The sequence below is a fragment of the Amycolatopsis ultiminotia genome (genome assembly GCF_039536925.1).
Classification (GTDB): Bacteria; Actinomycetota; Actinomycetes; order Mycobacteriales; family Pseudonocardiaceae; genus Amycolatopsis; species Amycolatopsis ultiminotia.
The window spans coordinates 258929-285295 of sequence record NZ_BAAAZN010000007.1 but is presented as its reverse complement, the minus strand read 5'-3'; the positions used below and the strand labels follow the sequence as shown (position 1 = coordinate 285295).

The 26367-nt window shown below is 70.1% G+C and carries 28 protein-coding genes and 1 pseudogene; 10 read left to right on the top strand and 19 right to left on the bottom strand.

Annotated elements, in window-relative coordinates:
- Nucleotides 1–121 precede the first annotated feature (121 nt).
- The 3 genes from ABD793_RS18665 (at nucleotide 122) to ABD793_RS18655 (ending at nucleotide 1992) form a co-directional block, all read left to right on the top strand.
- On the top strand, nucleotides 122–922 hold the full coding sequence (locus ABD793_RS18665) for a hypothetical protein (RefSeq protein ID WP_344861569.1): 801 nt from the start codon (nucleotides 122–124) through the stop codon (nucleotides 920–922).
- Nucleotides 923–938: 16 nt separating this feature from the next.
- Nucleotides 939–1619, top strand: a complete 681-nt coding sequence (locus tag ABD793_RS18660; protein ID WP_344861567.1) for a response regulator transcription factor — start codon at nucleotides 939–941, stop codon at nucleotides 1617–1619.
- 112 nt (nucleotides 1620–1731) lie between these two features.
- Nucleotides 1732–1992 (top strand): hypothetical protein, encoded by a 261-nt coding sequence (locus tag ABD793_RS18655; protein WP_344861565.1) that lies wholly within the window; start codon nucleotides 1732–1734, stop codon nucleotides 1990–1992.
- 127 nt (nucleotides 1993–2119) lie between these two features.
- On the opposite strand, the gene ABD793_RS18650 is transcribed toward ABD793_RS18655, so the two are convergent.
- Nucleotides 2120–2839, bottom strand: a complete 720-nt coding sequence (locus tag ABD793_RS18650) for a type 1 glutamine amidotransferase (protein WP_344861563.1) — start codon at nucleotides 2837–2839, stop codon at nucleotides 2120–2122.
- On the bottom strand, nucleotides 2829–4097 hold the full coding sequence (locus ABD793_RS18645; RefSeq protein WP_344861560.1) for a MurT ligase domain-containing protein: 1269 nt from the start codon (nucleotides 4095–4097) through the stop codon (nucleotides 2829–2831). Before ABD793_RS18645 ends, ABD793_RS18650 begins: the two co-directional genes overlap by 11 nt.
- 135 nt (nucleotides 4098–4232) lie before the next feature.
- Here ABD793_RS18645 and ABD793_RS18640 point away from each other — a divergent pair, with 135 nt between their 5' ends.
- Nucleotides 4233–4946 (top strand): response regulator transcription factor, encoded by a 714-nt coding sequence (locus ABD793_RS18640; protein ID WP_344861558.1) that lies wholly within the window; start codon nucleotides 4233–4235, stop codon nucleotides 4944–4946.
- Nucleotides 4947–4968: 22 nt separating this feature from the next.
- Here the strand turns inward: ABD793_RS18640 and ABD793_RS18635 are convergent, their stop codons facing one another.
- The 5 genes from ABD793_RS18635 to ABD793_RS18615 form a co-directional block, all read right to left on the bottom strand.
- Nucleotides 4969–5718: a COG4705 family protein gene (locus ABD793_RS18635; protein ID WP_344861556.1), complete on the bottom strand. Its 750-nt coding sequence runs from the start codon at nucleotides 5716–5718 to the stop codon at nucleotides 4969–4971.
- A gap of 130 nt (nucleotides 5719–5848) precedes the next feature.
- Nucleotides 5849–8509 carry an FtsX-like permease family protein gene (locus tag ABD793_RS18630; RefSeq protein WP_344861554.1) on the bottom strand — a complete coding sequence of 887 codons (2661 nt, stop codon included), beginning with the start codon at nucleotides 8507–8509 and terminating at the stop codon, nucleotides 5849–5851.
- Entirely contained in the window at nucleotides 8506–9240 is a 735-nt protein-coding gene (locus tag ABD793_RS18625) for an ABC transporter ATP-binding protein (RefSeq protein ID WP_344861552.1), read from the bottom strand. Before ABD793_RS18625 ends, ABD793_RS18630 begins: the two co-directional genes overlap by 4 nt.
- On the bottom strand, nucleotides 9237–9899 hold the full coding sequence (locus ABD793_RS18620; protein WP_344861550.1) for an ABC transporter ATP-binding protein: 663 nt from the start codon (nucleotides 9897–9899) through the stop codon (nucleotides 9237–9239). The genes ABD793_RS18625 and ABD793_RS18620 overlap by 4 nt, the downstream gene beginning before the upstream one ends.
- Nucleotides 9899–10501 (bottom strand): hypothetical protein, encoded by a 603-nt coding sequence (locus ABD793_RS18615; protein ID WP_344861548.1) that lies wholly within the window; start codon nucleotides 10499–10501, stop codon nucleotides 9899–9901. Before ABD793_RS18615 ends, ABD793_RS18620 begins: the two co-directional genes overlap by 1 nt.
- 235 nt (nucleotides 10502–10736) lie before the next feature.
- On the opposite strand from ABD793_RS18615, the gene ABD793_RS18610 reads away from it, so the two are divergent.
- Nucleotides 10737–12080 carry a sensor histidine kinase gene (locus ABD793_RS18610; RefSeq protein WP_344861546.1) on the top strand — a complete coding sequence of 448 codons (1344 nt, stop codon included), beginning with the start codon at nucleotides 10737–10739 and terminating at the stop codon, nucleotides 12078–12080.
- Here ABD793_RS18610 and ABD793_RS18605 read toward each other — a convergent pair.
- Entirely contained in the window at nucleotides 11989–13014 is a 1026-nt protein-coding gene (locus ABD793_RS18605) for a DinB family protein (protein ID WP_344861544.1), read from the bottom strand. The two genes, ABD793_RS18610 and ABD793_RS18605, sit on opposite strands and share 92 nt — an antisense overlap.
- Nucleotides 13015–13024: 10 nt before the next feature.
- The gene (locus ABD793_RS18600; protein ID WP_344861542.1) at nucleotides 13025–13375 is read right to left on the bottom strand and encodes an ArsR/SmtB family transcription factor; all 351 of its coding nucleotides are present in this window, start codon (nucleotides 13373–13375) and stop codon (nucleotides 13025–13027) included.
- A gap of 50 nt (nucleotides 13376–13425) precedes the next feature.
- Between ABD793_RS18600 and ABD793_RS18595 the strand changes: the two are divergent.
- Together ABD793_RS18595 and ABD793_RS18590 are read left to right on the top strand one after the other, a co-directional pair.
- Nucleotides 13426–14787, top strand: a pseudogene (locus ABD793_RS18595) (MFS transporter).
- 200 nt (nucleotides 14788–14987) lie between these two features.
- Nucleotides 14988–15161, top strand: a complete 174-nt coding sequence (locus ABD793_RS18590) for a M23 family metallopeptidase (protein WP_344861538.1) — start codon at nucleotides 14988–14990, stop codon at nucleotides 15159–15161.
- A 65-nt stretch (nucleotides 15162–15226) separates the two neighbouring features.
- Here the strand turns inward: ABD793_RS18590 and ABD793_RS18585 are convergent, their stop codons facing one another.
- On the bottom strand, nucleotides 15227–16435 hold the full coding sequence (locus tag ABD793_RS18585; protein ID WP_344861536.1) for a L,D-transpeptidase: 1209 nt from the start codon (nucleotides 16433–16435) through the stop codon (nucleotides 15227–15229).
- 406 nt (nucleotides 16436–16841) lie between these two features.
- On the opposite strand from ABD793_RS18585, the gene ABD793_RS18580 reads away from it, so the two are divergent.
- A complete protein-coding gene (locus ABD793_RS18580; protein WP_344861534.1) occupies nucleotides 16842–18122 on the top strand; it encodes a prolipoprotein diacylglyceryl transferase in 1281 nt (426 codons plus the stop codon).
- 14 nt (nucleotides 18123–18136) lie between these two features.
- Here ABD793_RS18580 and ctaD read toward each other — a convergent pair whose 3' ends face one another.
- Both ctaD and ABD793_RS18570 read right to left on the bottom strand, forming a co-directional pair.
- The gene (gene ctaD, locus ABD793_RS18575) at nucleotides 18137–19903 is read right to left on the bottom strand and encodes an aa3-type cytochrome oxidase subunit I (protein WP_344861532.1); all 1767 of its coding nucleotides are present in this window, start codon (nucleotides 19901–19903) and stop codon (nucleotides 18137–18139) included.
- 196 nt (nucleotides 19904–20099) lie between these two features.
- Entirely contained in the window at nucleotides 20100–21023 is a 924-nt protein-coding gene (locus ABD793_RS18570) for a class I SAM-dependent methyltransferase (RefSeq protein ID WP_344861530.1), read from the bottom strand.
- Between the two features lie 308 nt (nucleotides 21024–21331).
- On the opposite strand from ABD793_RS18570, the gene ABD793_RS18565 reads away from it, so the two are divergent.
- Entirely contained in the window at nucleotides 21332–21535 is a 204-nt protein-coding gene (locus ABD793_RS18565) for a heavy-metal-associated domain-containing protein (protein ID WP_344861528.1), read from the top strand.
- Nucleotides 21536–21735: 200 nt separating this feature from the next.
- Here the strand turns inward: ABD793_RS18565 and ABD793_RS18560 are convergent, their stop codons facing one another.
- From ABD793_RS18560 to ABD793_RS18540, 5 genes are all read right to left on the bottom strand, one after another.
- Nucleotides 21736–22422 (bottom strand): hypothetical protein, encoded by a 687-nt coding sequence (locus ABD793_RS18560; RefSeq protein ID WP_344861526.1) that lies wholly within the window; start codon nucleotides 22420–22422, stop codon nucleotides 21736–21738.
- 14 nt (nucleotides 22423–22436) lie between these two features.
- The gene (locus tag ABD793_RS18555) at nucleotides 22437–23216 is read right to left on the bottom strand and encodes a cytochrome c biogenesis CcdA family protein (protein WP_344861524.1); all 780 of its coding nucleotides are present in this window, start codon (nucleotides 23214–23216) and stop codon (nucleotides 22437–22439) included.
- Nucleotides 23213–23827: a TlpA disulfide reductase family protein gene (locus ABD793_RS18550; protein ID WP_344861522.1), complete on the bottom strand. Its 615-nt coding sequence runs from the start codon at nucleotides 23825–23827 to the stop codon at nucleotides 23213–23215. The genes ABD793_RS18555 and ABD793_RS18550 overlap by 4 nt, the downstream gene beginning before the upstream one ends.
- A gap of 48 nt (nucleotides 23828–23875) precedes the next feature.
- Nucleotides 23876–24199: a DUF1707 SHOCT-like domain-containing protein gene (locus ABD793_RS18545; RefSeq protein ID WP_344861520.1), complete on the bottom strand. Its 324-nt coding sequence runs from the start codon at nucleotides 24197–24199 to the stop codon at nucleotides 23876–23878.
- Between the two features lie 105 nt (nucleotides 24200–24304).
- Nucleotides 24305–24481, bottom strand: a complete 177-nt coding sequence (locus tag ABD793_RS18540; protein WP_344861518.1) for a hypothetical protein — start codon at nucleotides 24479–24481, stop codon at nucleotides 24305–24307.
- Between the two features lie 120 nt (nucleotides 24482–24601).
- Here ABD793_RS18540 and ABD793_RS18535 point away from each other — a divergent pair, with 120 nt between their 5' ends.
- Nucleotides 24602–25042 (top strand): DUF2752 domain-containing protein, encoded by a 441-nt coding sequence (locus ABD793_RS18535; RefSeq protein ID WP_344861516.1) that lies wholly within the window; start codon nucleotides 24602–24604, stop codon nucleotides 25040–25042.
- On the opposite strand, the gene ABD793_RS18530 is transcribed toward ABD793_RS18535, so the two are convergent.
- Both ABD793_RS18530 and ABD793_RS18525 read right to left on the bottom strand, forming a co-directional pair.
- Nucleotides 25035–25994 (bottom strand): M56 family metallopeptidase, encoded by a 960-nt coding sequence (locus ABD793_RS18530; protein ID WP_344861514.1) that lies wholly within the window; start codon nucleotides 25992–25994, stop codon nucleotides 25035–25037. The genes ABD793_RS18535 and ABD793_RS18530 overlap by 8 nt on opposite strands.
- The gene (locus ABD793_RS18525) at nucleotides 25991–26362 is read right to left on the bottom strand and encodes a BlaI/MecI/CopY family transcriptional regulator (protein ID WP_344861512.1); all 372 of its coding nucleotides are present in this window, start codon (nucleotides 26360–26362) and stop codon (nucleotides 25991–25993) included. Before ABD793_RS18525 ends, ABD793_RS18530 begins: the two co-directional genes overlap by 4 nt.
- Nucleotides 26363–26367: the final 5 nt, after the last annotated feature.

The window sequence follows — 26367 nt, the reverse complement described above, 5'->3', positions numbered from 1 at the left end:
GAGTGGGCAATGGGGCAGCTTTCGGCAAGCGGAATGCAAAACGCGGCCGGAGAATGGGTGCGCGCTGTGAAAATGCTGAGAATTCATTCGGTGAATGGTGCATCGCGTTTATGCTCGGCAGATGAAGCCGAGTGCCTGCATTCGGGAATGTGTGGCGCGGGCCGGCGTTCGACGATGGAGCAGCATCATCGCTATCGGCATTCTCGCGCTGGGCATGATCACGGCCGGTGTGGTCGTGCTGGCGCTGTTGAACCGCTCGCTCGTGTCGGGCGCCGCCGATGCCGCGTTAGCCAAAGCCCGGAATGTCGCCGCGACCCTCGCCGCGGGCGGTCCGGTCACTGAACCGGCGCTCACGGCCACGCCCGGAGAAACGGCGGCCGTGCAGATTCTCGACGCCGCCGGGCAGGTGGTGCGGTCGAGTTCGGAACTGGCCGGCGAACCGCCGATCCTGCCCGGCCTGCCGCGGGCCGGCGGCGAGGTGGTCGCCACCGTAGCTTTGCCGTTGGGTCAGAACAACGCCGAATACCGGGTAGCGGCGGTCAGGAGCTCTGCCTACACCGTGGTCGCGGCCCAGTCGCTCGAAGGCGCCCGGACGGCTGTCGCGCGTTTGGCGGTATTGCTGGTCGCCGCTGGGGTTCCGTTGCTCGCCTTGGCGTGGCTGGCGGTCCACCTGGCGCTGGGAGCCGCGCTGGGACGGGTGGAGGCGATGCGCCGTACCGTCGCCGAGGTCTCGATGACGGACCTGGCGGTCCGGGTGGCCGTCCCGCGCGCGCAGGATGAGATCCAGCGCCTTGGCGGGCGCGCCCGGTGCCTCGCGCCGCCGCCCGGCTGGCACGGCGCCTTCTTCAGAGTCGAGTTCCCGGCCGTCGAGGACGACGCGGGAGCCGCTGCGGCGCGGGCCGCGCACGAGACGGCGGACTGAACGAGAGGTCGAGACAATGCGTGTTCTGCTCGTGGAGGACGAACCGCGGCTGGCCGAGTCCGTGCGCCGCAATCTGGTCGCGGACGGATTCGCGGTGGATGTGGCCGGGACCGGACCCGACGGGTTGTGGGCGGCCCGGGAACGTCCGTACGACCTCGTGGTGCTGGACATCATGCTGCCCGGGCTGTCCGGCTACCGCGTGCTCGAGACGTTGCGCGCGGAAGGCAACTGGGTGCCGGTGGTCATGCTCACCGCCAAGGACGGAGAATACGACGAGGCGGACGCTTTCGACCTCGGCGCGGACGATTACCTGACCAAGCCGTTCTCCTACATTGTTCTCCTGGCCCGGCTGCGCGCTCTGCTCCGCCGCGGCGCGCCGGCCCGCCCCAGTGTGCTGCGGGCCGGCGATCTGGTCCTCGATCCGGCGCGTCGTTCGGTGCGCCGGGCGGAGACGGAGATCGCTTTGACGCCAAGGGAATTCAGTCTTCTGGAGTATCTGATGCGCAGACCGGGCGAGGCGCTGACGAAGCCCGACATCCTCGCCCATGTATGGGACGCGCAGTACGACGGCGACGACAACGTGGTGGAGGTCTATATCGGTTACCTCCGCCGGAAAATCGATCTTCCCTTCGGCAGGCAGACCATCGAGACGCTGCGCGGGATCGGCTACCGGCTGATCGACGGCTCGAGAAGATGAGTCACCGCGGGTGTTTTCTCAGCTTCGTTCAGCGTGCGGCCAGCGTCCGAGTGCCAGCCTGTGGCCACGGTGTCCGGTATCGGTCGCCGAAGTCACGACAGCAGGAGGACTCATGATGGGACGAGCACGGTTGGCAGCGGGCGCGGCAGCGGCGGCGCTGCTGGCAGCGATGCTGGGCACAACGGTCGCGTCCGCAACTCCCAGCGCGCCGGCGCCCGTCGCTCAGGTGCAACAGGCAGCGGCGGAGCAGCCGGGGGCGGAGGGGCCCGAGGCGGCCGCCGAGCCGCACGGCACGGCGGGCGAAGCCGACGGCCCGGGCGGGCACCAGGACTCCGCGGGCAATGCGGATCACCAGTTCCAGGGCCAGGAGTAGGCATTCGGGCGTCGCGCTGACCGCGTGCGCACGGAAGCCAGCGGCGGCGGAGCGGCTGCCTGCCGGTCGACCTGGGCCGGCAGGCAGCCGCTGTACGGCACCGGATCAGGCATCGGCTGCCGCGCCGTCAGCGCCTTCGCCATGGGCGGGACAGCCGCTGCCGCCGGAGTTCGGCCAGGCCGGGCACCTCCAGCGGGCGCAGCGGTGCGCCCACAGCCCAGTTCAACAGCAGGTCGGCCAGTTCCGGATTGCGCGCGAGCGCGGGTCCGTGCAGATAGGTGCCGACGACGCGGCCCTGGATGGCTCCGTCGAAGCCGTCACCGTTTCCGGTCCCGTGTTCGATCCGGCCGAGCGGTTGTGCCGCGGGGCCGAGCGCGCTGTGGCCTTGATGGTTTTCGAAGCCGGTCAAGGATTCCGTGAGCAAGGACGAGACGGGGCGGGTGCGGATTCCCCCGACCGCGCGGTCGCGTGCCGGTGTGGTGACGAGATCGAGCACACCGAGGCCGGTTCGGACCCGCCCGTGCTCGGTCGTGAATTCCCGTCCGAGCACCTGAAGCCCGGCGCACACGGCGAGCACCGGCGCCCCTCGGCCGACGGCGCGTGCGAGGCCGGCTTGCCGGGCAAGGAAGTCGGCGGCCAGCGACTGCGCGGAGTCTTCGCCGCCGCCGATGACGTACACGTCGAGCGAGTCGGCGACGGCGTCGTCCACGGTGATCGGGACGACAGTCGCGGGGAATCCCCGCCACTGCAGGCGCCGCTGGAGGATTTCGGCGTTCCCGCAATCTCCGTAGGTGCCCAGCAGGTCGGGCAGCAACAGTCCGATGCGGACCGCGGACTCACCGGTCATCCGCCAGCCTCGCCGTCGCGTCGCGGAACGCCGTGTAGTTGCCGACCAGTTCGACCGGCCCGCGCGGGAGCGTCGCGACCGCGGCGAGCGGGTCCGGCACGACGAGATGCCCGACTTCCGCATAGCTCAGCCGGACCGACAGGTCCATGGCCCGGTTGCCCGAAGCGACGATTTGCCGTCCTCGCAATGCGTCGAATGCGACGTCCCACAGCCACGACGGGTCTGTCCCGTCGGCTTCGCGCGCGTTGACCGCCAGCACGGCGGGGTCGGTGCCCGGCGCGAGAATCCGCAACGTTTCTGCCCAGCCGGCCGGGTTTTTGGCCAGCAGTAAGCGAACCCGGTGTTGTTGGTAGCCGACGACGCGGTACCTGCCGTCGACCTGGTCGACCGTTCCGGCGGCGGCTGCGGCCGCGCCCAGCGGCACGCCGAGCGATCCTGCGGCTACCGCGGCGAAGGCGAGGTTGCCGGCGTTGGCCCGGCCGGGCAACGCGGGCGCCAAGCGGATCCGCAATCCGTTCCGGTGCACAAGTTCGCCGTCGTCGTCCAGCACCCACGCGGGTGCCGGGCGGGCGAAGCCGCAGAAACATCTCCAGCCGCCAAGTGCTTCGCGCACCGCGCTCCCGCATCGAGGGCAGGACGCGCTGTCGCCTCGCCAGGCGTTGCCGGCCGAAAGCCACACCGGATTCGCGGCAGCCATCGCCGCGGAGGCGGCAAGGGGGTCGTCGCAGTTGGCGATGACCATTGTGGACGGACAGGAAGCGAGTGCGGCCCGCAGGACATTCTCGGTGCGCCGGACTTCGCCGGTCCGGTCGAGCTGGTCGCGGCTGAGGTTGAGCAGCACAACCGCGGCCGGAGTCACCTCGGACAGCACCGCGGGGAGGTGGTTCTCGTCGACTTCGAGTGCCGCATACCGGGCCGCCGGGCTGGCGGCCAGCGCGGCGACCAGGCCGTCGGGCATGTTCGCGCCGCTCGCGTTGCACGCGACTTCGCCGAACGGCTGCAGTGCGGCGGCGAGCATGCAGGTCGTGGTGGACTTGCCGTTCGTCCCGGTGACCAGCACCACGACGCGCTCTCGGCACAGATGGGCCAGCGCCGCCGGCTGGAGCGCCAGGCTGACCCGGCCTCCGATGATGCCGCCGCGGCCGAGTCCGGCGGCCCGGGAGCCCCGAGCGGCCGCGTTGCCGACGGCAACAGCCGCCCTCGTCCGGATCGGAAGGGACGGCCGGGTTCTGGAGCTGGGCCGATGCAGGACCGTCATAGTCGCCACGGTAGGAACGCGCTGGTAGAGAACCGTCCAGGCAGAGGTTAGCGCAACGCAAAACCTGGCGGGTTCACTCGGGAGAGGCCACCTGACCCAGCAGCTCGAGAAGGTCCTGATGGCTAAGCTCGTGTCATGGCGCAGCTGCTGGTGGTCGAGGACGACGAGACGATCGGGCGGACCCTGCAGGCCAGCCTGCACCAGCACGGCCACCGGGCCGCGTGGCACCGGTCGGCCCGCGCAGCCCTGCGCGAAGCACAATTTCACGAGTTCGAACTGGCTTTGCTCGACCTCGGCCTGCCGGACCTCGACGGGATCGAACTGTGCCGGGAACTGCGCGTCCTTCAACCGGGCTGCGTGCTGGTGATCCTGACCGCGCGGCAGGAGGAAATGGACGTCGTCGTCGGACTGGAGGCCGGTGCCGACGACTACCTGACAAAGCCGGTCCGGCTCACCGAGCTGCACGCCCGGATCCGGGCGCATCTGCGCCGGGGCGCGGCGCTGGCGGACAACCGGCCCGTCCTCGCGGTCGGACCTCTCCACGTCGACCAGGCGGCTCGCCGGGCCACCGTGGCCGGGCACGAGATTCCGTTGCGGGCAAAGGAATTCGATCTGCTCGCCCGGCTGGCGGCCGAACCCGGGGTGGCGGTCAGCCGGACGACGCTCATGGCCGACGTGTGGGACGCCCACTGGTTCGGCTCCACCAAGACCCTCGACGTCCACGTCGCCGCGCTGCGGCGCAAGCTCGAGGACGCGGCCGGGCCCGCGGCGGCTCCCGCCATCACGACTCTGCGCGGCCACGGCTACCGGCTCGAACAGCCGGAAGCAGACGGCGACCGGGACGGCTGAGCACCCGCCGGGCCCGCCCGCGTCATGCGGCGAGTTCGGCGAGCCGGGTCTGCCGTTGCTGCCAGGCGGTGTAGCCGATCAACGCGACCAGGACCGATCCGAGCAGGACCGAGGCTCCGGCGGTGCCGTAGCCCATCCCGCCCGCGGAGACCGGTTTGCTGACGAAGTCGCCCGCCGACGCGCCCAGCGGCCGGGTCAGGACGAAAGCGATCCAGAACAGCAAGGTCCGCGAGATCCGGGTCGTCCTCATCGTCAGGAGCGCGAGCAGCAGGACCGCGGTGATCACCAATGCGGTGCCGCCGAAGCCGAGACCGGAATCGTCGGCGAGGAAGTCCCCGAGCGATGTGCCAAGGGTGTTGGAGAGCAGGATCGCCGTCCAGTACAGCAGTTCGCCCTTGAAGGTAGCGATGGTCTGCACGTCGAACGAGTATCCGGTGGACTTCCAGATCGCGAACACGGTCAGCGACGCGGTCACCAGGACGACCGCGCCGGCGGCGTAACCGAGGCCGGCGGTCCGGTTCATGAAGTCGGACATCGTCGTTCCGGCGGTGCTGGTCGCGAGGATGACCGTCCAGTAGAGCGCCGGGCGGAAGGTCTTCACTGCCAGCTGTGTCGCCAGGCTGGCGACGAAGACCGTGACGAGGATGGCCGAGCTTGCCAGGTAGCCGACCCGCAGGGTCTGGGCGAGCAGATCGCCCGCGGTCTCGCCCAGCGTCGTGGCCGCGATCTTCATGATCCAGAAGACCGCGGTGATGGGGGGAAGCTTGTTCATGATCTTCAGTGAAGCGTGCCGCCGACCGGTTGTGCCGGTGCGTCAGCCCATCTGATGAAGGGTCCGGCGCGAGATTTTGCCGTGGTCTAACGAAATTCCGACACTAAGGCCGACTGCGCGGGACGCGGTGTCAGAGTTCGCGGAGCACCGCGATCGGGGACCGCCGGGCGATTCTGACCGTGACGGCGGCGACCGCGGCGAGCGCCGCGACCGTGGTCGCGCCGACCGCGGCGAGGTAGCTCCACGGCACCGTGAGTGCGGCCGGAGGCGGGTCGAACACCCCGGTCAGCACTGTCACCAGCATGTGCGAAAGGGCCCAGCCGGCGAGGCCGCCGGTGACGAGACCGCCGGCACCGAGTACGAGCACTTCGCCGAGCACGAACGAGCGCAGTTGGCGAGGAGTCGCGCCGAGTGCGCCCGCGATCGCGAAGGAGCGGCGTCGTTCGGCGAGCCCGAGCGCGAGGACCAGGCCGCCCGCGGCGGCGGCGAGCACGAGCGCGAAGCCGAGTTCGACTCGGGTCAGGCCGGCGAGGTCGACCGCGGTCAGGCTGGAGCCGACGGTGGCGCGCGTATGCGCGATGTCGGTCACGGTCGTGGCCGGACCGAGCCGGGCCTGGAGCCGGCTGGCCACCGCGGTGGTGTTCTGTCCGCCGGTGTCGACCAGGAACGCTCCCACGGCGTCGCTGCCGGTGCGCTGGGCGACATAGGCGGCGTTGGCGACGAAGAAGCTGTCCTTGGGCGCGGTCGGGAATTCCTTGACCACGCCCGCGTAGTGGAAGGCCACCGTGGTGAACTGCTTGGTTCGTCCGTCCTGCAGCCGGAGGTTGAGCAGATCGCCGGGGCTCAGCTGGAAGTCCTTGACGGTCTCGGCGCTCACGAGGATGGCGTCGGGCTGCGCGGCGAGCCGCTGCATCAGTGCGCGGGCGGTGCCGCCCTGGAAGTAGGCGTCCTGGAGGGCGGTCGCGCTGGTGATGCTGTCCGGTCGTACGCCGTAGAGGTCTTGCAGGTCTGCTCCGACATAGGCGAAGCGATGTTGGACGGGTTCGACGCTGCGAACGCCGGGGGTGGCGGCGATCGTGCCGGCCGCGGCGGGACCGACCGAAGTTCCGGGCGATTCGGTGACGGTGACGTCGGCGCCATTGGTCAGTTGTGCGTCGGCCTCGGCCTGCGTCCGGTAGGTCGCGTTGAACGTGGCGGTGGACGCGGCGAACGAGAGCGCCAGCGCCAGCAGCACGATGGCGTGCGCGAGCAGCCGTCGCTGGCGCGACAGCGAGCCGGCCACGACGTTCGCCAGCGAGCCGGCGAAGGGCCGGAGACCGCGGCCAAGGAGGCGGCGGCCGGGGCCGAGCAGGAGATCGGCCAATCGCCACGCGAGCAGCCCGGAGCCGAGCCAGAACAGCGCTGGTGAGGCGAACGCCCAGTACGACACCGAAATGGCAGGCACGCCTTCCGGTGCCAGCACCAGTTGGTAGCCGGTACGGCTCGTCAGCCAGAACACGACCGCGGCGGCGGCAAGGAGGAGCACATCGAGGCCGTACCGGCTCCAGGCCGGCCGCGCGCGGCGCGTCAGGGCGGCCCGTCCCGAGGCCACTGTGGTCCCGCGCAGGTCACGCCAGGCCGGAGCAAGCACCGTCAGTCCGGCGATCGCCAGCCCGGCGAGAACGGCGGCGACGGTCCAGCCGGTCGCGTCCGCCCCGCTCGCCCCGAACCGCGCCGACCCGAACGCCGTGACCCCGATCAAGGCGGCAGCGACGGCGCCGACGATTGTGCCGGCGGCGCCGACGAGGAGGGCCTCCGCCGCGGCCAAGCGCAGCAGTTGGCGGCCGGTAGCGCCACGAGCACGCAGAAGAGCCTGTTCGCGTCGGCGGCGAGGGGCGCCTGCGGCTACCGCCACGGCCGTCAGCAGGCTGGCGAGGACTGCCCCCGGCAGCCCGAGAAACAGGAACAGCACCCGGGCATAGGCGGCGTCGGAGCGCGCCGCGTCCAGGGCGGCGCCGAGGTTGTTGCCTACTACGGCAGTGCCAGCGGAGCGGGCCTCGACATTGTGCGCCGCGCCCACGACCTGGGTGTAGGCGGTCGCCGGGTCTGCCGGGAGCGAGCGGTTCAGCGCGGCGTGGATCTGGGTGGTTACCAGGTCCGGGCGGGCCGCGGAGAGCGGGTCGAACAGGGCGTGCCAGGCTCGGCTGTCGAGGATGAGGACGTTGTCCGGGGGCGCGGAGGGCTGCGCACCGGCCGGGGCGCCGACCTTCTGGAACAACGAGTCCGCTTGCGGCAGGTCGACGACCTCGGTGACGCGGACGCTGACCGGGGGCAGTCCCGCCCGTCCGATCTGGACGAGGTCGCCTGGTTTCGCGTGCAGGTTCGCGGCGGTTTGCTGGGCCAGTGCGACGCCGTGATCGGATCCGGCCAGCGTGCGCACCGCACCGGGGAAGTCGCCGCGGTAGGTGCTGGGCAGCCCGAGCACCACCCCGGGGCCGGTCGTCTGAGCGCTGCCGCCGCCGGATGCCGACATGCCGGTTGTCCGCGCGAATCCCACCGCGTCCGAACGCAGCACCCCCGGCCCGTTCCGGACGAGGTCGCGGACGGACGCCGGCTTCGCGCCGGGTTGCACCTCGACCTGCCAGTCCACGGCGACGCTGCGGGCCGCGCGGGCGGTCATCGAACCTTGTGCGGCGGCAAGGAAACTGCCGAGAGACACCAGGAGGGCGACGGCGATCGCGATGCCGCCTGCTGTCGCGCCGAGCCGGACCCCTCGGTGGCGCACCAAGCCGGAAATCCAGCGCCAGATCATTTCGCCTCTCCGTTTCGCTCTGCCCGGTCGGGATCAGCCGCGCCGTGGAGCCGGCCGTCGCGCATCGTCCATTCCTGCCCGAGCCGGGCGGCCACGAACGGGTCGTGCGTCGCGACGACCAGCGCGGCGCCCAGTTCGTCGGCCGTGGCGGTCAGGACCGTCATGACCCGTTCGGCGGACTCGTGATCGAGCTGGCCGGTGGGTTCGTCGGCGACGATCAGCAGCGGGCGGGCAGCCAGCACCCGCGCGACCGCGACCCGCTGCGCCTGCCCGCCGGACAGCTCGTCCGGCAGCTTGCCTGCCAGGTCGTCGATCGCCAGCCGGCTCAACGCGGACCGGGCCCGGCGGAAGGCCTCGTCCTCGGGCTCTCCGGCCAGCAGCAGTGGCAGCGCCACGTTCTCGGTCACGTCCAGCGCGGGCAGCAAACTGGGACCCTGGAAGACGACGCCGACCTCGGTGGCCCGGTCGCGCAGATCCGGCCACTCCACGGTGCCCGCGGTGGGCCGGTCGATCCCGGCGAGCAGGTGCAGCAGGGTGGATTTGCCAGATCCGGACGGTCCGGTGACCGCCAGCCGTATGCCCCGACGGATCCGGCACGTGACGCCGTGCACCGCCACGACGGCGGTCGGTCCCCTTCCGTAGGTGCGGGCGACATCCCGGCATTCGGCCAGCATGCCCGGTTCGTGTTCGGCGCGGCCGAGTCGCACTGCGGGTGCGGTGTCGCCGGTCATTCGCATACCTTTCCGTCGTCGAGCCGGACCGTCCGGTGCGCGAACGCGCTCACCGCTGGGCTGTGACTGGCGACCACCACCGCCGTCCCCTCGCGTGCCGTCTCGGCAAGCAGTTCGAGGATCCGGTGTTCCGTCGTGCTGTCCAGTTCGCCGGTGGGCTCGTCGGCCAGCACCACGGCCGGCGTGTTGGCCAGCGCGACCGCGAGGCCCGCCCGGGCGAGTTCGCCGCCGGAAAGCTGGCTGGGGTAGGCACTGTCCCGATCCGCGATGCCCAATGCGGACAGCAGGTTGCCCGGGTCGCGCGCGGCGCGCTGGCCGGCGAGGCGCTGTGCCACCACCACGTTGCCTATTACGGTGAGGTGCTCCAGGAGATTGCCGTTCTGGAACAGCATCCCGATCCGGCGGGATCGCAGTCTGGCCCGTACCGGCTCCGGCTGGTGGCTGATCCGGCTGCCGTCGACGTGGACGCTGCCGCCGTCCGGATCGTCCATGCCGGCCAGGCAGGAAAGCAGGGTGGACTTTCCTGATCCGGACGGACCCGTCACCGCGACGATCTCGCCGCTTTCGACGGCGAGGGAAACCCCTTTGAGGGCGAGGGTTTCCTCCTCGCCCGAGCGGTAGAAGCGATACAACTGGCGCGCGTGCAGCGGCGCTGTCATCACATCCACCGCACTGAGTCGGTGATCGTGCGCCACGGGTCGACGTTGTCCGCCCCTTTGGGGCCGCTCAGGGTGAGGATCAATTCCTCGCCGTTGTTCCAGAATTCGTATCGCTCCACCGAGTCGACGACCGTTTTACCGGTGACCGGGTCGGGCGGCGAGTCGGCTTGATAGGTGATCAGGACCGCGTTCCCCGCCTTGCGCGCGACGGCGCTGACTGATCCCGCGACGTAGCCACGGCTGCCGGTCCGGATGGCGGGCAAGTCCTTCGCGGTCGCCGACCCAGTGGTGGGGGCTTGCGGGCGGGCTGTGGTTTCGACGCGGACGCTGTTGAATTTGTCGGTGAACAACGAGGCGTTTCCTGCTGCGCTTCGTGCCCAGCCCTCCGGAACGGACACGGTGAAACGGCGGTCGGGCGTGGTGAACGGTACGTATACCTGGTTGTCGGGAATGTCGCCCGCCGGATTGACTTCCGGGGCGTTCGGGGCGGCGGGCGAAGCGCCCTGGGATGTCGGGCTGTTCGATGCGGAGCAGGCACTCAGTCCCAGCGCCACGGCGACCGACGCGACAACGATTCCGGCGGGACCGGTCGTGCGTTTCATTGCGGTGTCCCTCCCACGGCGACTGGTGCAAAGACGACGCTAGAGAGAGGCGCGAAAAGCCTTCGGCTCGTTTCGGCCAGCGCACGGCAAATTCCACGGGGCGGCGGACTCCCGTTTCCCGCCGGAGCGGCCGACGGTTAGCAGACGGCAAACGAACCGCTTCGCGAACGCACGATGGCCGGGGCGGCTGCACACTGGACGCCGAGGGCGCGAGCCCGCCGCCGAAGGAGCCGTTGTGCGCAAACGAATCATCCTGTTGACCGTGCTGGCCGGCGTGCTGGCGATCAGCTTGTTCGGCTTGCCGCTCGCTATCGGCGTCGCCCGCTACTACCTCGACGACGAGCGCGCCGAGCTGGAACGGCTGGCCGACTCGGCGGCTTTGTCCGTGTCGGCGCAGGTGATCCGGCACGATCTGCCTGACCGGCTTCCGGCCGCCGAGGCGAATACCTCGCTGGCTCTCTACAACCCGGCTGGCAGCCTTTTGACCGGCAGCGGACCCGCGCGGCTGGAGGCGGCGGGCGCGGCGATCCGGGCGAACGAGGTGATCGCCGACGACACCGGGACGGACCTGGTCGCCACCGTTCCGATCACCGATGCCGGGGCGGTCGTCGGCATGGTGCGCGCCGCGACCCCGCACAGCGAGGTGGACCGGCGCACGGCACTGACCTGGCTGGGCATGGGCGGCCTGGCGGTGGTGGCGCTGGCTGCCACCTGGCTCGTTGCGCACCGCCTGTCGGTCCGGCTGGCCGCGCCGCTCGAAGAGCTGTCCACCAGCGCCGCGCGGCTCGGCGAAGGGGACTTCACCGTGCGGACTCGTCGTTCCCGCATTCCCGAGATCGACCGGGCGGGCATCGCACTGGACACGACTGCCGGGCGAATCGGGGAAGTCCTCGCCCGTGAGCGGGCGTTCTCCGCGGACGCTTCGCACCAGCTGCGGACCCCGCTCGCCGGTCTGCAGCTGCAACTCGAGGTTGCGCTGGAGAGCCCGGACACGGCGTTGCGTCCGGCCGTCACTGCTGCGCTGGAGACGACCTACCGGCTCGACCGCACCATCCGCGACCTCCTGGCCCTCGCCCGCGACGCGCATCCCGGCACCGAACTTGTCGAGGTGAAGACTGTGCTCGCCGAGATCCGGCAGGACTGGCACGGTCTGCTCGCCGCGCAAGGCCGGGTCTTGCTGTTACCGGATCCGCTCGACGTCGCGGAGACCCGCGTCTCGGCTCTCGCGACCCGTCAAGCCATGACCGTGTTGCTGGACAACGCTTCTCGGCACGGCCGTGGCACGGTCACGGTCACGGTCCGCGACATGGGCGACACGGCCGCCTTTGACGTGACCGACGAAGGACCAGGTCTTGCCTCGGATGCTGATCCGTTCCGGCGCCGGTCCGATTCCGCCGCCGGGCACGGGATCGGCCTCGCTCTCGCACGCAGCCTGGCGGAAGCTGAGGGGGGCCGGCTTCGGCTGGGGCGGTCGGTGCCGCCAACCTTCACCCTGCTGCTGCCGATACGGCAGGACGATGCGCGCGGTGTGCAGGACGACGACCGGCATGGCCGCGCCGCCGTGGACGAGGACCGCTGACGCTGGCAACACGGAGAAATCCCTGCCGCTGCCGCCGCATTCGGCTGGACCCCGTCCCGGCCCGCCACCTTGCCAGGCAACGGTTCGTCACGGCCTGGCGGCTCGCTCCACGCCCGGAGGCTTGTCCTTCAGCCAAAGATCCGCAATTGCTCGTCATCGGTGACCAGACCGATTCGCCGCAGGCGCCGACCGCACCGCTGCGCTCGGCGAACCGGACCGGTCGAGCAGGCTGCTGAACTGCGGTCAAGGGCTCGGCGGCCGCACCGGGATCCGCTTCGTGCGTCGAGGGGCTACCCGGTTCCGATGTCCAGGGTGAGTTGCCGGACGTGGTGGTCGAAGTGCTGGGTCGGGAAGCGGTAGACGTCGGCGAGGTCATGCGGTCGTGGAAGAAGGGGTCCCAGCGGGTCGGAAAATGCATCGCCCGGGCGAGGTCGGCGTCCGTTTCGCGGTCGAGGCTCCGGTGCAGGCGCGCTATCGCCCGGTCCGCCAGCGCCGCCATCCGCCGCGGGCTCAGGAGAGCGCCGCCGAGGCGGGAGCCGGCGTAGTTGACGGCGTCGAATGGCACTGTCGCTGCGTTCAGGATTCGCGCGTAGCACTGGCTCGCCCTGTCGGGCAGCCGGCTGAGCAGCCGGACCAGGTTCCGCAATGCCCACACGATCAGGTAGCCGAGCAGCAGGTGGAACAACAGTTCGCGATTGGTCCAGCGGGTTCCGTCGCTCGCGCGGCGCAGGTCGGCGTCAGTCGCCTGGTCGAGGAATTGGTGAAACCGAGCGCGAGCGAGTTCCATCTCGTCGTGAACCGCCTGTCTGTCCACCTTCCCAGTGTCCGTCACGGCGGGCGCGAAAACCAGACGCCGGCGGTGCCGGGCTTGAACCGGGCGCTGGCGAAAAAGCGGACGCGGCTGCGGAACACGGCGCAGGCCGACGGCACGCATGGCCGGGACGCTAGTCGTGGTCAGGGATGCTGTGCAGGTGGTGGTCGGCTGCGTTCATGACCTCGGTCAGGAGGCGTCGCACGTGGCCGCCGCGGGCGCGGTAGAGGGCGCGTCGCCCGTCCCGGCGCAGGCTGACGAGCCCGGCCAAGCGGAGCTTGGCCAGGTGCTGGGAAACCGACGGCCGGGCAATGCCGACTGCCGCGGCCAGCGACGCGACGTCGTACTCCTCGCCGCTGAGCAACCACAGCATCCGCAGCCGGCCGGGCTCGGCGAGCATCCGCAGCGCGGTCGACGCGGTTTCGACCAGGTCGGGCGGCGGCAGCTGGGCCCACTGGGCACCTTGTTCGTCATGTGCGTACATATGCACCTATCATGGAGGCAGTCCTCGTCGGGTAGTAGGAGTGTGCCGCTGTGTTGTCGTTGTTCGGCCGCCGGGACTATCGGCACCTGTTCGGGGCGCAGCTGGTGGCGTTGTTCGGGACCGGGTTGACCACGGTCGCGCTCGGGCTGCTGGCGTATGAACTGGCGGGTGCGGACGCGGGCGCGGTGCTGGGCACCGCGCTGACGATCAAGATGGTCGCCTATGTGACGGTGGCGCCGGTCGCTGGCGCGTATGCGGACCGGGTCCCGCGGCGGGTGCTGCTGGTTTGCCTGGATCTGGTGCGAGCGTCGGTGGTGCTGGCGTTGCCGTTCGTCGACCAGGTATGGCAGATCTACGTGCTGATCGTCGTGCTGCAGTCCGCGTCGGCCGCGTTCACTCCGACGTTCCAGGCCGTGCTGCCGGACATCCTGCCCGACGAACGCGATTACACGCGGGCGCTGTCGGCGTCGCAGCTGGCCTCGACGATGGAAAGCCTGCTGTCTCCGGTGCTGGCCGCGGCTCTGTTGAGCGTGGTGTCGTTCCATTGGCTGTTCACTGGCACGTCGGTGGGGTTTCTGGCGTCCGCCGCGCTGGTCGTGACCACGCGGATCCCGGATGCGGCTCGCAGCCGGCGCGACGGTGTGTGGGAGCGGACCCTGGCCGGGGTGCGGATTTACGCCGCGACGCCGCGGCTGCGGGGCGTGCTCGGGCTGAATCTGGTCGTAGCGGCGGTCGGGGCGATCGTGATGGTCAACACCGTCAACTACGTCCAGAGCGAGCTCGGCCGGTCGCAGGCCGACGTGGCCTGGCTGCTGGCAGGCAACGGCGTCGGGACAATGGCGGTCGCGCTGCTGGTGCCGAGGTTGCTGGGCCGGGCCGGTGAGCGCACTGTCATGTTCGCCGGTGCCGCCGGGCTTCTGGCCGGGGTCGCCGGTGCGGTCGCGCTGTCCACCGCGGACAGCGGCGGCTGGCGCTGGCCGGCCGCACTGGTCGTGTGGGCGGTCGTCGGCGCGGGGACCGGGCTGGTTCTGACGCCGGCGGGCCGGGTGTTGCGGCGTTCGAGCGCGCCGGTTGATCGCCCGGCTGTCTTCGCCGCGCAGTTCTCGCTGTCGCACGCGTGCTGGCTGCTTGCCTATCCGATCGCGGGATGGCTGGCCACGGGCTCGGGGTTCACCGCGGCCTGGATCGTGCTCGCGGCTCTGGCCGCAGTGGGCGCGGTGGCTGCGGCCCGCGTGTGGCCGCGGAGAGATCCTGCGCTGGTCGAGCACACGCACGACGCGAGTACGGACCCCGAGCACCTCGCCGATGCGGTCGAGGGCTAGGACGGGCTGTGGCGGCACTGCCACGAGTTCGTCATCGACGGTCGGCATCGCCGCTGGCCTGTCTCGGCCGGCCGGCCGGATCGGGCGTGAACGGCGGGACGCGCCGATAGCGGCGAATGTCGATCAGCAGCGCACCAAGCGCGCCGAGGCGGGGCGAACGCGGAGCCCGGTTCGGCGCGGCGGGGTGCCGCGCACTACGGGCTGGACATCGCCGAAGTGGCGGCGACCCCCGGTGCGGGAACCGATGGGCGGCGTCGTGATCGAGGGCGCACCAGCGAGCAGATCCGTGCTTGTGGGTACGGATTCGTGATGAGGACGGGACGATCGCCGGCTACGGCCGCGGCAACAGCGTTTCCGTTGGCGCGGGGGGACCGGTCGCGGCGGGGGAGTTGATCGCCGAGATCGGCAACCGGGGGATCCAGACCGGGCCGCACCTGCACTTCGCGGGTGTGGTCGGAAGGTGAATCCGCTGGCGTGGTTGCGGGCGCGCGGAGCAGACGTCGAGAACTGCTTCACTGAACGCAGTCGTTCAGTGAAGTGCGCTGCCGGCTTGCCATTGCGGCCAGGACGCGGCCCAGTCGCCGTAAGTGTCCCAGACGGGCAATGCCGAGCCGCCGGAGTTGGTGATCTCGACGACGTCGCCGAGTCCGAAGCGGTCGTAGAACCACTGGGCGTCGGCCGGGGCGAGGTTCACGCAGCCGTGCGACACGTTGCTGTTTCCCTGCTGTCCGACTGACCATGGTGCGGAGTGGACGAACTCGCCGTCGTTGGAGATCCGCTCGTCGAGGGCGACTTGCTCCCGGTAGTAGCCGGATTGTCCTTTGCAGACGCCGTAGGTGCAGGAATCCATGATGATGCTGGGCTGCTTGTCCGAGACGACGTGCGTGCCCTCGTGCGTCGGGAAGCCCGGCGAGCCCAGGCTCATCGGCATCGTGTTGACCAGCTGTCCATTGTGGAATATCTGCAGCTTCTCGGTCTTGCCGTCGGCCTTGGCGATCCAGGAGTCGTGGATCTTCAGCGTCTCGGTGCGGTCGGTCTGGCCGTACACCCCGTTGCCGAGGTTCACGCCGTACACCTTGGCGGTCAGGGTGACGGTGCTGCCGGGCCGCCAGTAGTTTTGCGGCCGGTAGTGGACTTCCCGCTTGGAAAGCCAGTACCAGCCACCGGCCTGGGGCGGGTTCGCGTTGACCTGCAACGCTTTCTCGGCGGCTGCTTTGTCGGCGACGTCCTGGTCGAATTTCACCACCAGAGGCTGGCCGACGCCGACGTCCGGGACGTTCGGGGCCGGGATGAAGGACGGGAACGCCTGGACCCTGGGCTGAAGGGTGCGCACCGAACCGGTCTGCTCCACCGGCTTGCCGTCCGGGGTGGTTGCGTATGCCTTTACCTGGTAGGAGATGCCGTAGGCGAGCGGTTCGGACGCGGTCCAGGTTCGCTTGTCCGGCGTCATGCGGCCGGACACTTGCTTGCCGGTCGTGGTGTTGGTCACCGTGACACCCGTCAGCGCCGCGTCCGTCGCGCGCACGACGACCGGAGTCGCCGGGCTCACCGGATCCGCGCTGACTGGCTCGATGGCGATCGACGCCGCTTTGGCCGGAGCGGCCGACGTTCCGGCCGTCGCGGGTTGCCGGTCTGTCGCGGAGGTACATGCGGCTGCGCCGAGGGCCGCCACTGCCAGGAGCGCCGCAATGCGGTGCCGCCGGGCCGCGTCCCGCTGCTGTGCAGTGACTCGTGCCACGGCTGCTCCCTCGCTCCGAAACGGACCCGCTCATCTCTACGAAGAAGGATAGTAGCCCCGCCTCGGGTGTGCGGCGTCTTGACCTAAGGCAGATCGGTCGGGTCCAGGCATGCCCGAGGCGGGGAAGCGACTGCGCGTTCCCCGATCGCGCGGCGCGGCAAGGCGGATCTGCCGAGCGACGGGCAGTCGGCGACCGCTCGCTCGAATCGTTGCCCCGTCGTTGTCGACACGGCTGACGCGCGTCGCGTTCGCGGCCGCGTCCGGATTTCCGCTCTTCCTCGGTTTGCGCCGCGCCCCCTGCTGCCAGCTGCTCGATGGCGCGGCACGGGTGCCGCGAAGCGGGCGGTCATCAACTAAGAGAGGTAGTACTATTGTTTTTAGTTGATAGTGCGGCAGGGAGCGTGACGTGGGAAAGAAGGCACACAGGAGCGCGGCCGGCGCGGGAACCGGAAGTGCTTCTGCGACCCGGAAGCCGGCCGGAGCCGCGGCGGGCGGCCCGGCGTCGGCGGGGAAGCGGCAGGCGCACGGCGGTGTCCCGCCTGCCCTCGCCGGCCGGCCGAGGCCGGAGGCGAACGTCCGCGCGCCGACGCCGACGAGTGCCGGGGCTGAGGAGGAGCTGCAGGTCGAGCAGGGCCGCAGGGAATCCCTGGGGTGTCTTGACCGCGTCACGGCCGACACCGGACCGCAGGTCGTGGCTGCGACGTACTGGTTCGATGCCGCCCCGGCCGGGCAGCCCTACTCGGTCGACATCCGCTTCACCGGGGTACGCGACGGCGTGCGCGGCAAGCGCACCTCGCAGGACCGGTTCGACGTCGTCGAGCGTGTGGCCGACGTCCTGCCCGGCAGCGGCCGGATCGGGGTCACGTCGCGGGTCGAGGGGCTGAATCCGGGCGCGTGGCGGGTCACCGCCGGGCCGGCGCCGCGGGGCGGCTCGCCCGGCGTGCGGCTGCCGCGACGGGCCAGCACGGCGAACAGCCGGTTCGGGGTGCTGGCGCAGGGACCGAACGTCAGCCTGCTCTCCTGGCCGGTGCTGGTCGGGCTCGGTGCGGTGCTGGCGCTGGTCCTCCAGGCGGTGCTGTCCGCGCGCTGGGGGATGAACTTCGGCGTTGTGCTGGCGATTTCCGCGATCGGCTGCCTGCTCGGTTTCGTCGGCGGCAAGGTCTGGTACCTCGTGCTCCACCGCAAACATCCGCGGGAACTGCTCACTTCGGGCGCGTGCATCCAGGGTTTTCTGCTCGTCGCGCTCGGCGTGGTGGCGGGCGGATCGCTGCTGGCGGGCTATCCCGTCGGGACAGTGCTGGACGCCACGGCTCCGGGGATCTTCCTGGGCATGGCCGTGGGCAGGCCGGGGTGTTTCCTCACCGGGTGCTGTGCGGGCAGGCCGACGTCGTCGCGGTGGGGCCTGGTCTCTTCCGACCGCCGCCTGACCCTTCGCCGGTTCCCGGTCCAGCTGGCCGAAGCGGCCGCAGCGCTGGTGATCGGCGTGGTGTCGCTGGTGCTGGTTCTCTCTGCCGAACCGTCGGTGCACGGCGCGATCTTCGCGGGCGCGCTCGCCGCGTACACCTTCGCTCGGCAACTGCTGTTCCCGTTGCGCCGTGACCCGCACACCGCCACGGGCCGCGCGGTGACGATGGCAGGGTGCGGGCTGGTCCTGATCGGCGCGGTGGCGGTGCAGGCGTTCGGCTAGGGCTCCGCCCCCGTTCATCGCTGCTGGTGCGCGTTGTCCTTGTCGTCACCGGAGACGTCCACGAGCCTCTGCGACGGGGCCGCGACGTGCTTGGCCTTGCCGAAGAAGCCGATCTCGCCTTCCGCGTGGAGGCGTTCGACCATGTGCGGGTAGTGCAGCTCGAACGCGGGCCGCTCGGAGCGGATCCGGGGCAGCTCGGTGAAGTTGTGCCGCGGCGGCGGGCAGGACGTGGCCCACTCGAGCGAGTTGCCGTAGCCCCACGGGTCGTCGACCGTGACGATCTCGCCGTACCGGTAGCTCTTGAACACGTTCCAGATGAACGGCAGCGTGGACGCCCCGAGGATGTACGCGCCGATCGTGGAAATCGTGTTCAGCGTGGTGAACCCGTCGCTGGCCAGGTAGTCCGCGTAACGCCGCGGCATGCCTTCCGCGCCCAGCCAGTGCTGCACCAGGAACGTGGTGTGGAAGCCGATGAACGTGGTCCAGAAGTGCCACTTCCCGAGCTTCTCGTCCATCATCCGGCCGGTGATCTTCGGGAACCAGAAGTAGATCCCGGCGAAGGTCGCGAACACGATCGTGCCGTAGAGGACGTAGTGGAAGTGCGCCACCACGAAGTAGCTGTCCGACACCTGGAAGTCCAGTGCCGGGGCGGCGAGCAGGACTCCCGAAAGGCCGCCGAAAAGGAAGGTCACCATGAAGCCCATGCAAAAAATCATCGGCGTTTCGAACGTCAGGCGGCCCTTCCACATCGTGCCGATCCAGTTGAAGAACTTCACGCCGGTCGGGACCGCGATGAGGAACGTCATGAAGGAGAAGAACGGCAGCAGTACCGCGCCGGTCGCGTACATGTGGTGCGCCCACACCGCCACCGACAATGCGGCGATCGACAGTGTCGCGAAGACCAGGCCTTTGTAGCCGAAGACCGGTTTGCGGCTGAACACGGGAATGATCTCGGAGACGATCCCGAAGAACGGCAGGGCGAGGATGTACACCTCCGGGTGGCCGAAGAACCAGAACAGGTGCTGCCACAGGATCACCCCGCCGTTGGCCGGGTCGAACACGTGGGCGCCGAGCTGACGGTCGGCGAGCAGGCCGAACAGCGCGGCGGTGAGGATGGGGAACGCGATCAGGACGAGGATACTGGTGACCAGGATGTTCCAGGTGAAGATCGGCATCCGGTACATGGTCATGCCGGGAGCGCGGAGGCAGACCACGGTGGTGACCATGTTGACCGCGCCGAGGATCGTGCCCAGGCCGGAGATCAGGAGCCCGGTGATCCACAGGTCGGCGCCAGCGCCGGGTGAGTGGATGGCGTCCGACAGCGGGGTGTAGGCGAACCAGCCGAAGTCGGCCGCGCCTCCGGGTGTCACGAACCCTGACACGACCAGCAGGCTGCCGAACAGGTAGAGCCAGTACGACAGCGCGTTCAGCCGCGGGAACGCCACGTCGGGCGAGCCGATCTGCAGCGGCAGGATGAAGTTCGCGAACCCGAACACGCTGGGCGTCGCGTACAACAGCAGCATGATCGTTCCGTGCATGGTGAACATCTGGTTGTACTGCTCCTGCGACAGGAACTGCTGCCCCGGCTGGGCCAGTTCCGTACGCATCAGCATCGCCAGCGCGCCGCCGATCATGAAGAAGCCGAACGAGGTGACCAGGTACATCACCCCGATCTGCTTGTGGTCCGTCGTCCGGAACAACCGCAGCAGGAGCGACCCTCTGGCCGGCGGCGGGGAGGCCGGTGACGGTCGGACCTCGACCGGGCTGGGGGTGACGACCATGGACGACTCCGTTCGGCTTGTCCGCGCCGCGCAAGGAACCTCGGCACTGTCTACTATTGCCGATAGTACAATGGCCGATCGGTGCACTCGGAGGTTCTCGCGCGCGGCGCGGCAAGGCAGGCGACGGGAGGGTACGACGGCACTGTCGCAGTAATCCGCAAAACAGCGCGGTGAATTCTCGTCGGCGGGGCCGCGGTCAGGAGTGCGGGGAAGCAGATGGACCGCGGAGGCGGGGAATCGCGCGGGAGCGTGCCGTCAGCTCGGGATCGGGCGCTCGCCGTGCGGCGACGAGATAGCCGGTGCCGAGCCATCCGCGGCGGCCGCGGCTCGTGGTGGTCTCCAAATGGCTGCGCCACCGCCGGGTCCATCGCCGGGCAACCTTGTCGAACGGCGGCACCAAGGCGGTGATGTCATAGAACACGACGTCCTCGGGCCGCAGTCGCGCGGTGCGCAAGGCTCCGCTGAGCCGGCGGGAGGTCAAGGCGCGGATTCCGGATCTGCGCACACCGTGGCGCCGATCGGGCCGGATGCCCAGCAGCCGCTCGGCCCGGCCCAGCAGCCGTAATGCGGGCCAGTAGAGGAACCATTCGAAGGCGCGATACGGGCTCAGCGGGTTGAGCATTGTCGCCACGACCAGTCCGCCCGGCCGGGTCACCCGCGCGATCTCGTCCAGCGCCCGGCGCACGTCCACGTACTCGAGAACTCCGGTCGCGAGGACGACATCGAAGCTCGCGTCCGGAAACGGCAGCTCTTCGATGCGTGCCACCGAGAGACGCAGATCGCGGTGCCGTCCGGTCTGCCGGCCGACAGCGTCGATCATGGCCGGCGACCGGTCGCAGGCGGTGATCCGGAAGTCGCCCGGCCGCGCGTCGAGCAGGTGGCGTACCAGCATGCCCGGCCCGCAGCCGACATCCAGCAGATCGCCGCCGCGGCACTGTCCGAGCACCTCGTCGACGACATGGAGACGCGAGCGGAAATACCGGGCCGGCGGACCCCACCCGTCGTGCGAGGTGGCATATCCGGACACCAGGGCGGTATCGGCATATTGTGCCCCGACGCGATCGTTGCGTGCCTCGTGCCTGGTTTGCTTGACCTGGCCGCTGGTGCCGGCGAGCGCCATCCTTGCCTCCGTAGTCCTGTGGTCTGGTCGCGAGTGGCGACTACGCCGTCTAAGACTATTTTGGATAGTAGATCGTTACAGTCATGTCGCGGGATGCCGGGAATGCGCGGATATTCCGCGGTGTCCGCTGCCTGCGGCCGGGTGTTCGCGGAGGCTGGACGGCAGGGCCGTCGCGACCGTCGGCGGCACCGCGTGTTTCGGTTTTGGCTGTCGCGCGGAGATCTTGGCATGTGTACCCTACGGGGGTAATGTAATTCGGTGGGCGGACTGGTTCACCGCAAGGCAACAGTCAACGGAAGGATCCAGGGATGGCTACCACTGTCTTCACGGTGAAGGGCATGACGTGCTCGGGTTGCTCGGCCAAGGTGACGTCTGCGGTTCAGGGCGTCGAGGGCGTTTCGGAAGTCGCCACCGACGTCTCCAGCGGAGAGCTGACCGTGGTGAGCGACGGGCTCGTCGACGCCGCCGTGGTGCGGTCCGCGGTGGCTGAGGCGGGGTACGAAGTGGCCTGAGCCGTGAAAACAGGTTCAGACGGCCGGTTGCGCGTGCGGAAGGGGAGACCCGTGACGGCGTCAGGTTCGAATCGGATGCGGCAGGTGTTCGCCTCGGAGGTCGGCCGCGCTGTGCTGGTGTGCCTGCTGGGTTGTGCGGTGCGCGCGCTCAGACACAACGGCGAGGCGGCAGCGGCGCAGCGCGGCCGGCCCCTCGCGGCTCACTCGCCGGACGGGAAGTCGTAGCGCGACGGCACGTTCTCGCCGGGCTGCGGGGTGCCGTAAAGCACTGCGACCTCGTCGTGTGCGGAGAACGTGACGGCGGCGGGATTTCCGTTCTGCTGCTTGCCGTTGACGAATACGCGCACCGTTTTGCCGTCTCCGGAGCGGAGGCTGCCGATGTTGTTCGCGGACAGGCTGAGGTCCCATTCGCTGAACAGTTCGCCGAGGCTGAAGCGGCGGGCGACCGGTGATTCGATGTGCACGACGCCGCTGGGGTCGTGGGTGTGCAGCGGGCTGATGCTGGCCCGGTTCTGGTCGATGCCCAGGAACGCCGGAACCTCGATTGCCCGGCCGTCGACGCGGACGTCGAGATGGGCGTGGATGTGCTCGACGGCGCCTTCCTCGGTGAGCATCGGCAGCCCGGCCGCGCGTACGGCGGCAGTCGCGTCGGCGGGTGCGGGCCACGGCGGCGGGGTGGCGCGGCCCACCGCCGTGGTCGCCGGCGGGCTGTTCAGATTGGTCGCGGTGGCGTTGTCCTGAGGCTTGGATGTGTTCGCCACCACGACAATGACGACGACCAGCAGCGCGACGACCGCCACGACGCCGCCGATCAGCAAGGGGGTGCTGCGTCCCTGGCCTTTCCGTGCTCGAAGCACCGGGTTGCGGTCGGTCTTCTTGCCTGCCATGAGCACTCCTAGCGTCAAAGGGGAACGGAGAATCCGGCGATCGGGCCGCGCAGCCAGGCGATGATCTCGCCCCACAGGCCGGTGACCAGTGCGATGCCGACGAGGAGGAGAAGCGCGCCGCCGACCTGCTGGACGCGGCGGATGTGGCGGCGCACCCACGCGGTCGCGTGGACTGCCCAGCGGGCGCCGAGCGCGAGCAGGATGAACGGAAGGCCGAGCCCGAGGCAGTACGCGGCGATCAGCAGCAGGCCGCGGCCGGTGGTCGGCCCCGCCTCGGTTCCGCTGGCGAGCGCGATGACGCCGGCCAGCGTCGGGCCGAGGCACGGGGTCCAGCCAAGGCCGTACACCGCGCCCAGCAACGGGGCGCCCCAGAGTCCGTCGCGGGGCTTGTGCCGAAGCTTCATCCCGCGCTGCAGCGGCGGGAACAATCCGAGGAAGACCAGTCCCATGGCGATGGTGACGACACCGCCGAGCCGTTGCAGGACTTCCTCGTTGGCCAGCAAGGCATCCGAGACCCCGAGCACCGCCACGGTCGTCGCGGCGAAGACGACGGTGAACCCCAGTACGAACAGCAGCGCCGCCCCGGCGACGCGCCACCGCCCGTGGGCGGGCAGCGACGTCTCGCCCGGCCCGGCCAGCGGTGGTTCGGCGCCGACGAGGCCGGCGAGGTAGCCGAGATACCCGGGCACCAGGGGCAGGCAGCACGGCGACGCGAAGGACACCGCTCCGGCGGCCAGGGCGAGGAGGGCGGCAAGGAGCAGCGGGCCGGAGACGGCGAGGTCGGTGAGGTTCACGCGCCCGGACCTCCGTCGGCGGGTTCGGCGGCCAGCCGCTGGACGACCGGGCGGAGGTCGGTGTCCAGCAGGGAGGTGAGGAAGACCGCGGCGACGCGGTGGCGGCGGTCGAGCACGATGGTGGACGGCACGACGTTGCGCGGGTATCCCTTCAGCGCCAGCAGGGACCGGCCCGGCGGGTCGTAGATCGAGGGGTAGGTGACGTGCCGGTCGCGGACGAAGTCCTGCGGCGCGGTCCGCGGCTCGTCGCGTACGTCGATGCCGAGGAACTGGACGCCGGACGCTTTGGTCTCGTCGTAGACCTGCTGCAACTGCGGCATTTCGGCGCGGCACGGCCCGCACCAGGATCCCCAGATGTTCAGGACGACGACAGTGCCCGGATATCCGGAGACGCGGAGCTGTTTTCCCGGATCGGCCAGGTCGTCCCCGGCCAGTTCCGGGCTGGTGCCGCGGGTGTGCGGCGGGTCGTAGAAGATCGAGGTCCGGCCGCCGGGGGAGACGAACTCGAACGTGCCGCCCTGCGCCACCGCGTCCTTCCCGGTGCCGCACGCGGTCAGCAGCACCAGTCCGGCGACGGCGAGCGTGCACCAGCGGCTGCGCGTTGCCCGCATCGTCCCACCTCCTACGTATCTACTTCGTAGGTTAGTAGGTGGGGGCGGTCACGGGTGCATCGGGCCCATGTTGCCCATCATCGACCCCATGAGGACGACTGCGAGCACGCCTAAAGCGATGAGGGCGACAATGGCGACGAGTGCGACGATCAGGACGGTGTTCGGCTTGCGCGCGGGTGAACGAGGCGGCGAGGGGCGGGGCAGGTCGCCGGTCAGCGCGGTCAGTTCGCCTGCTGTCTTCGCGTCGTACGCGCGGGCGGCGCGTTCGGAGAACTCGTCCATGGAGAGGCGGCCCGCGGCGACCTGGTGGCTCAGGCGCTCCACGGTCTCCTCTCGGTCTGCGTCAGACGCGCGGATTTTCGGGTCCGCCATTGTCATCTCCCGGGCGAGTGTTGCGGCGTAGATGCGGCCGTAGGCAAGAAAAGTACGTCGCGGTGACGGCGCACACGGCGAACAGTGCGGCGAGCCAGACCGGCATCAGCGGCCGGTGTGGGCGCGGTCGGCTTTGAGCTGGTCGATTTCCGCTCGCAACTGCTCGACCTGGTGCGTGCTGTCGTCGCGGTCCTTGTGCTGGCCGCGCGACATCATCCACATCATGAAGCCCATCCCGACCGGGCAGGCCAGTGCTGCGATGCCCAGGAACAGTGACTGCATGAGAACCTCCAGGGCTGGTATCTACGTACTTTGATAGTAGACGACGATCCGGTCGGGCGCACACTCGTCGATTACGGTGTAATGACAACGGTTTCACGCCTTTCGTGCCAAGGTCGGCGGATGGTGATGCGAGTCGAGTGGAGCGTCCGCGACTCACAGCGGCCATGGACGCTCTCCGCTGTCGTGGCGAGTGCTGCGGCGGCTGGCTTGCGCGTGGCGGGGCTTCCGCCGGTCGACGTCCACGGCCCGTTGCACTACCTCGGCGTCATGGACCCGTTCTGCGGCGGGACGCGGGCAGCGTTTCTTCTGCTGTCCGGCGATGTTGCCGGGGCCGCGCGGTACAACCCGATGGTGTTTCCGCTCGCGGCGATCGTGGCCGGTCTGCTGCTCCGCGCGGGAATCGGCATCGCCCGCCGGCGGTGGCTGAAGGTCCGGTTGCCGACCGGCTGGCGACGGGCGCTGCTGGTCGCGCTCGCGGTGGCCGTCGCCATTCTGTGGATTCGCCAGCAGGCTGAGGCCGGTTTGCTCGCTCGCGGGTGGACAGGCGCCGGGGTCAGCTGAACGACAGGTCGCACACGCCGAGGCCGCTGGCCGCCAGCAGCCCGGTCAGGACGGGACCGCCGGCCGCCGCGAGCGTGACGAGCGCGAGGACGAGGCGGGACTGCCACCGCGTCCACGGCGCCGCGGGAAGGGTCAGGCGTTCGGCGCGGGCCAGCACGCTCGCACCGGTGGCGCCCATGGCTCTGGCCGGGAGCGGAGGCTGGCCGGTGAGCGCCAGCAGGGCGTCCAGGAGAGCGTCCGGTCCGTGCCTGCGCGCGGCCGCGTCGTCGGCGCACATCTCCAGCGTCCGGGCGACTTCGGCGGCGCCGATCGTGAACAAGGCGGCCCGCGGCAGGATCGCCGCCAGCCCGCGGGTGAACGCGAGGATCTGGTGATGCCGGCCGTCGAGATGGGCGTGTTCGTGGGCCAGGACGGCGGCGAGGTTCCGCCGGTCGAGGACGTCGAGCGCGGAGCTCGTGACGACGATGGTGCCCGGGCGTCCGGCGACGCAGTAGGCGGCACGCTCGGGGGCGTCCAAGACGACCGCGTCCACGCCCTCGACCCGATGGCCGACGATGCGAGCGGTGGAGGCGTGCTCGTGAGTGCGGGCGCGCGCCGTGCACAAGGCGCGTCCGAGCCGGCAGGCCAGCGCGACGAGAGCGGCTGCGGCGGCCGTGGCCAGCGCGATGAGCCCGATCTGCAGGAATATGCCGTAGCGACCGGTGGCCACGGCCTGCACAGCGGCGAAACACGTGCTGGCCAGCTGGGCAGGGCGTCCCCAGTCGTCGACGGCCTCGACGGCGAGCGACCCGGCCGCGGTCGCCCACGAGCCCACCACGCTGACCATGACCGCCAGCCATGCCAGCACGCCGAGCCGGGGAGCGGTTCCGCGGCGGGTCAGCCGGCGCAGGGGGCGCGGCGCGAGCACCGCGACGGCGAAGCTGTAGAGCAGGAGGCAGGCGGCGACGCTCATCGGGCGCCTCGCGTCCGCTTCAGCCGCCGCAGGGCCTGGCCCAGTTCGGTCGACTCCTGGTCGGTGAGCTGTTCGACCAGGTGCGTGAGTACGGCGCCGGGGTCGCCGCCCGCGTCGAGCGCGTCCCGCATCAGCCGGGCGCTGTACTCGTCTCGGCTCAAGGTGGCCCAGTACACGAAGGCTTTTCCCCGGCGTTCGCGGGAGAGCCAGCCCTTGCCGTGCAGATTGTCCATCGTGGACATCACGGTGGTGTAGGCGATTTCCCGCTCCTGCAGCAGGTCCTCGAAAACGGCGCGGACCGTCATCGTTCCGCCGCGGCGCCAGACGCGGTCCATGATCACCGCTTCCAGATCCCCGAATCCGCGCATCCGAC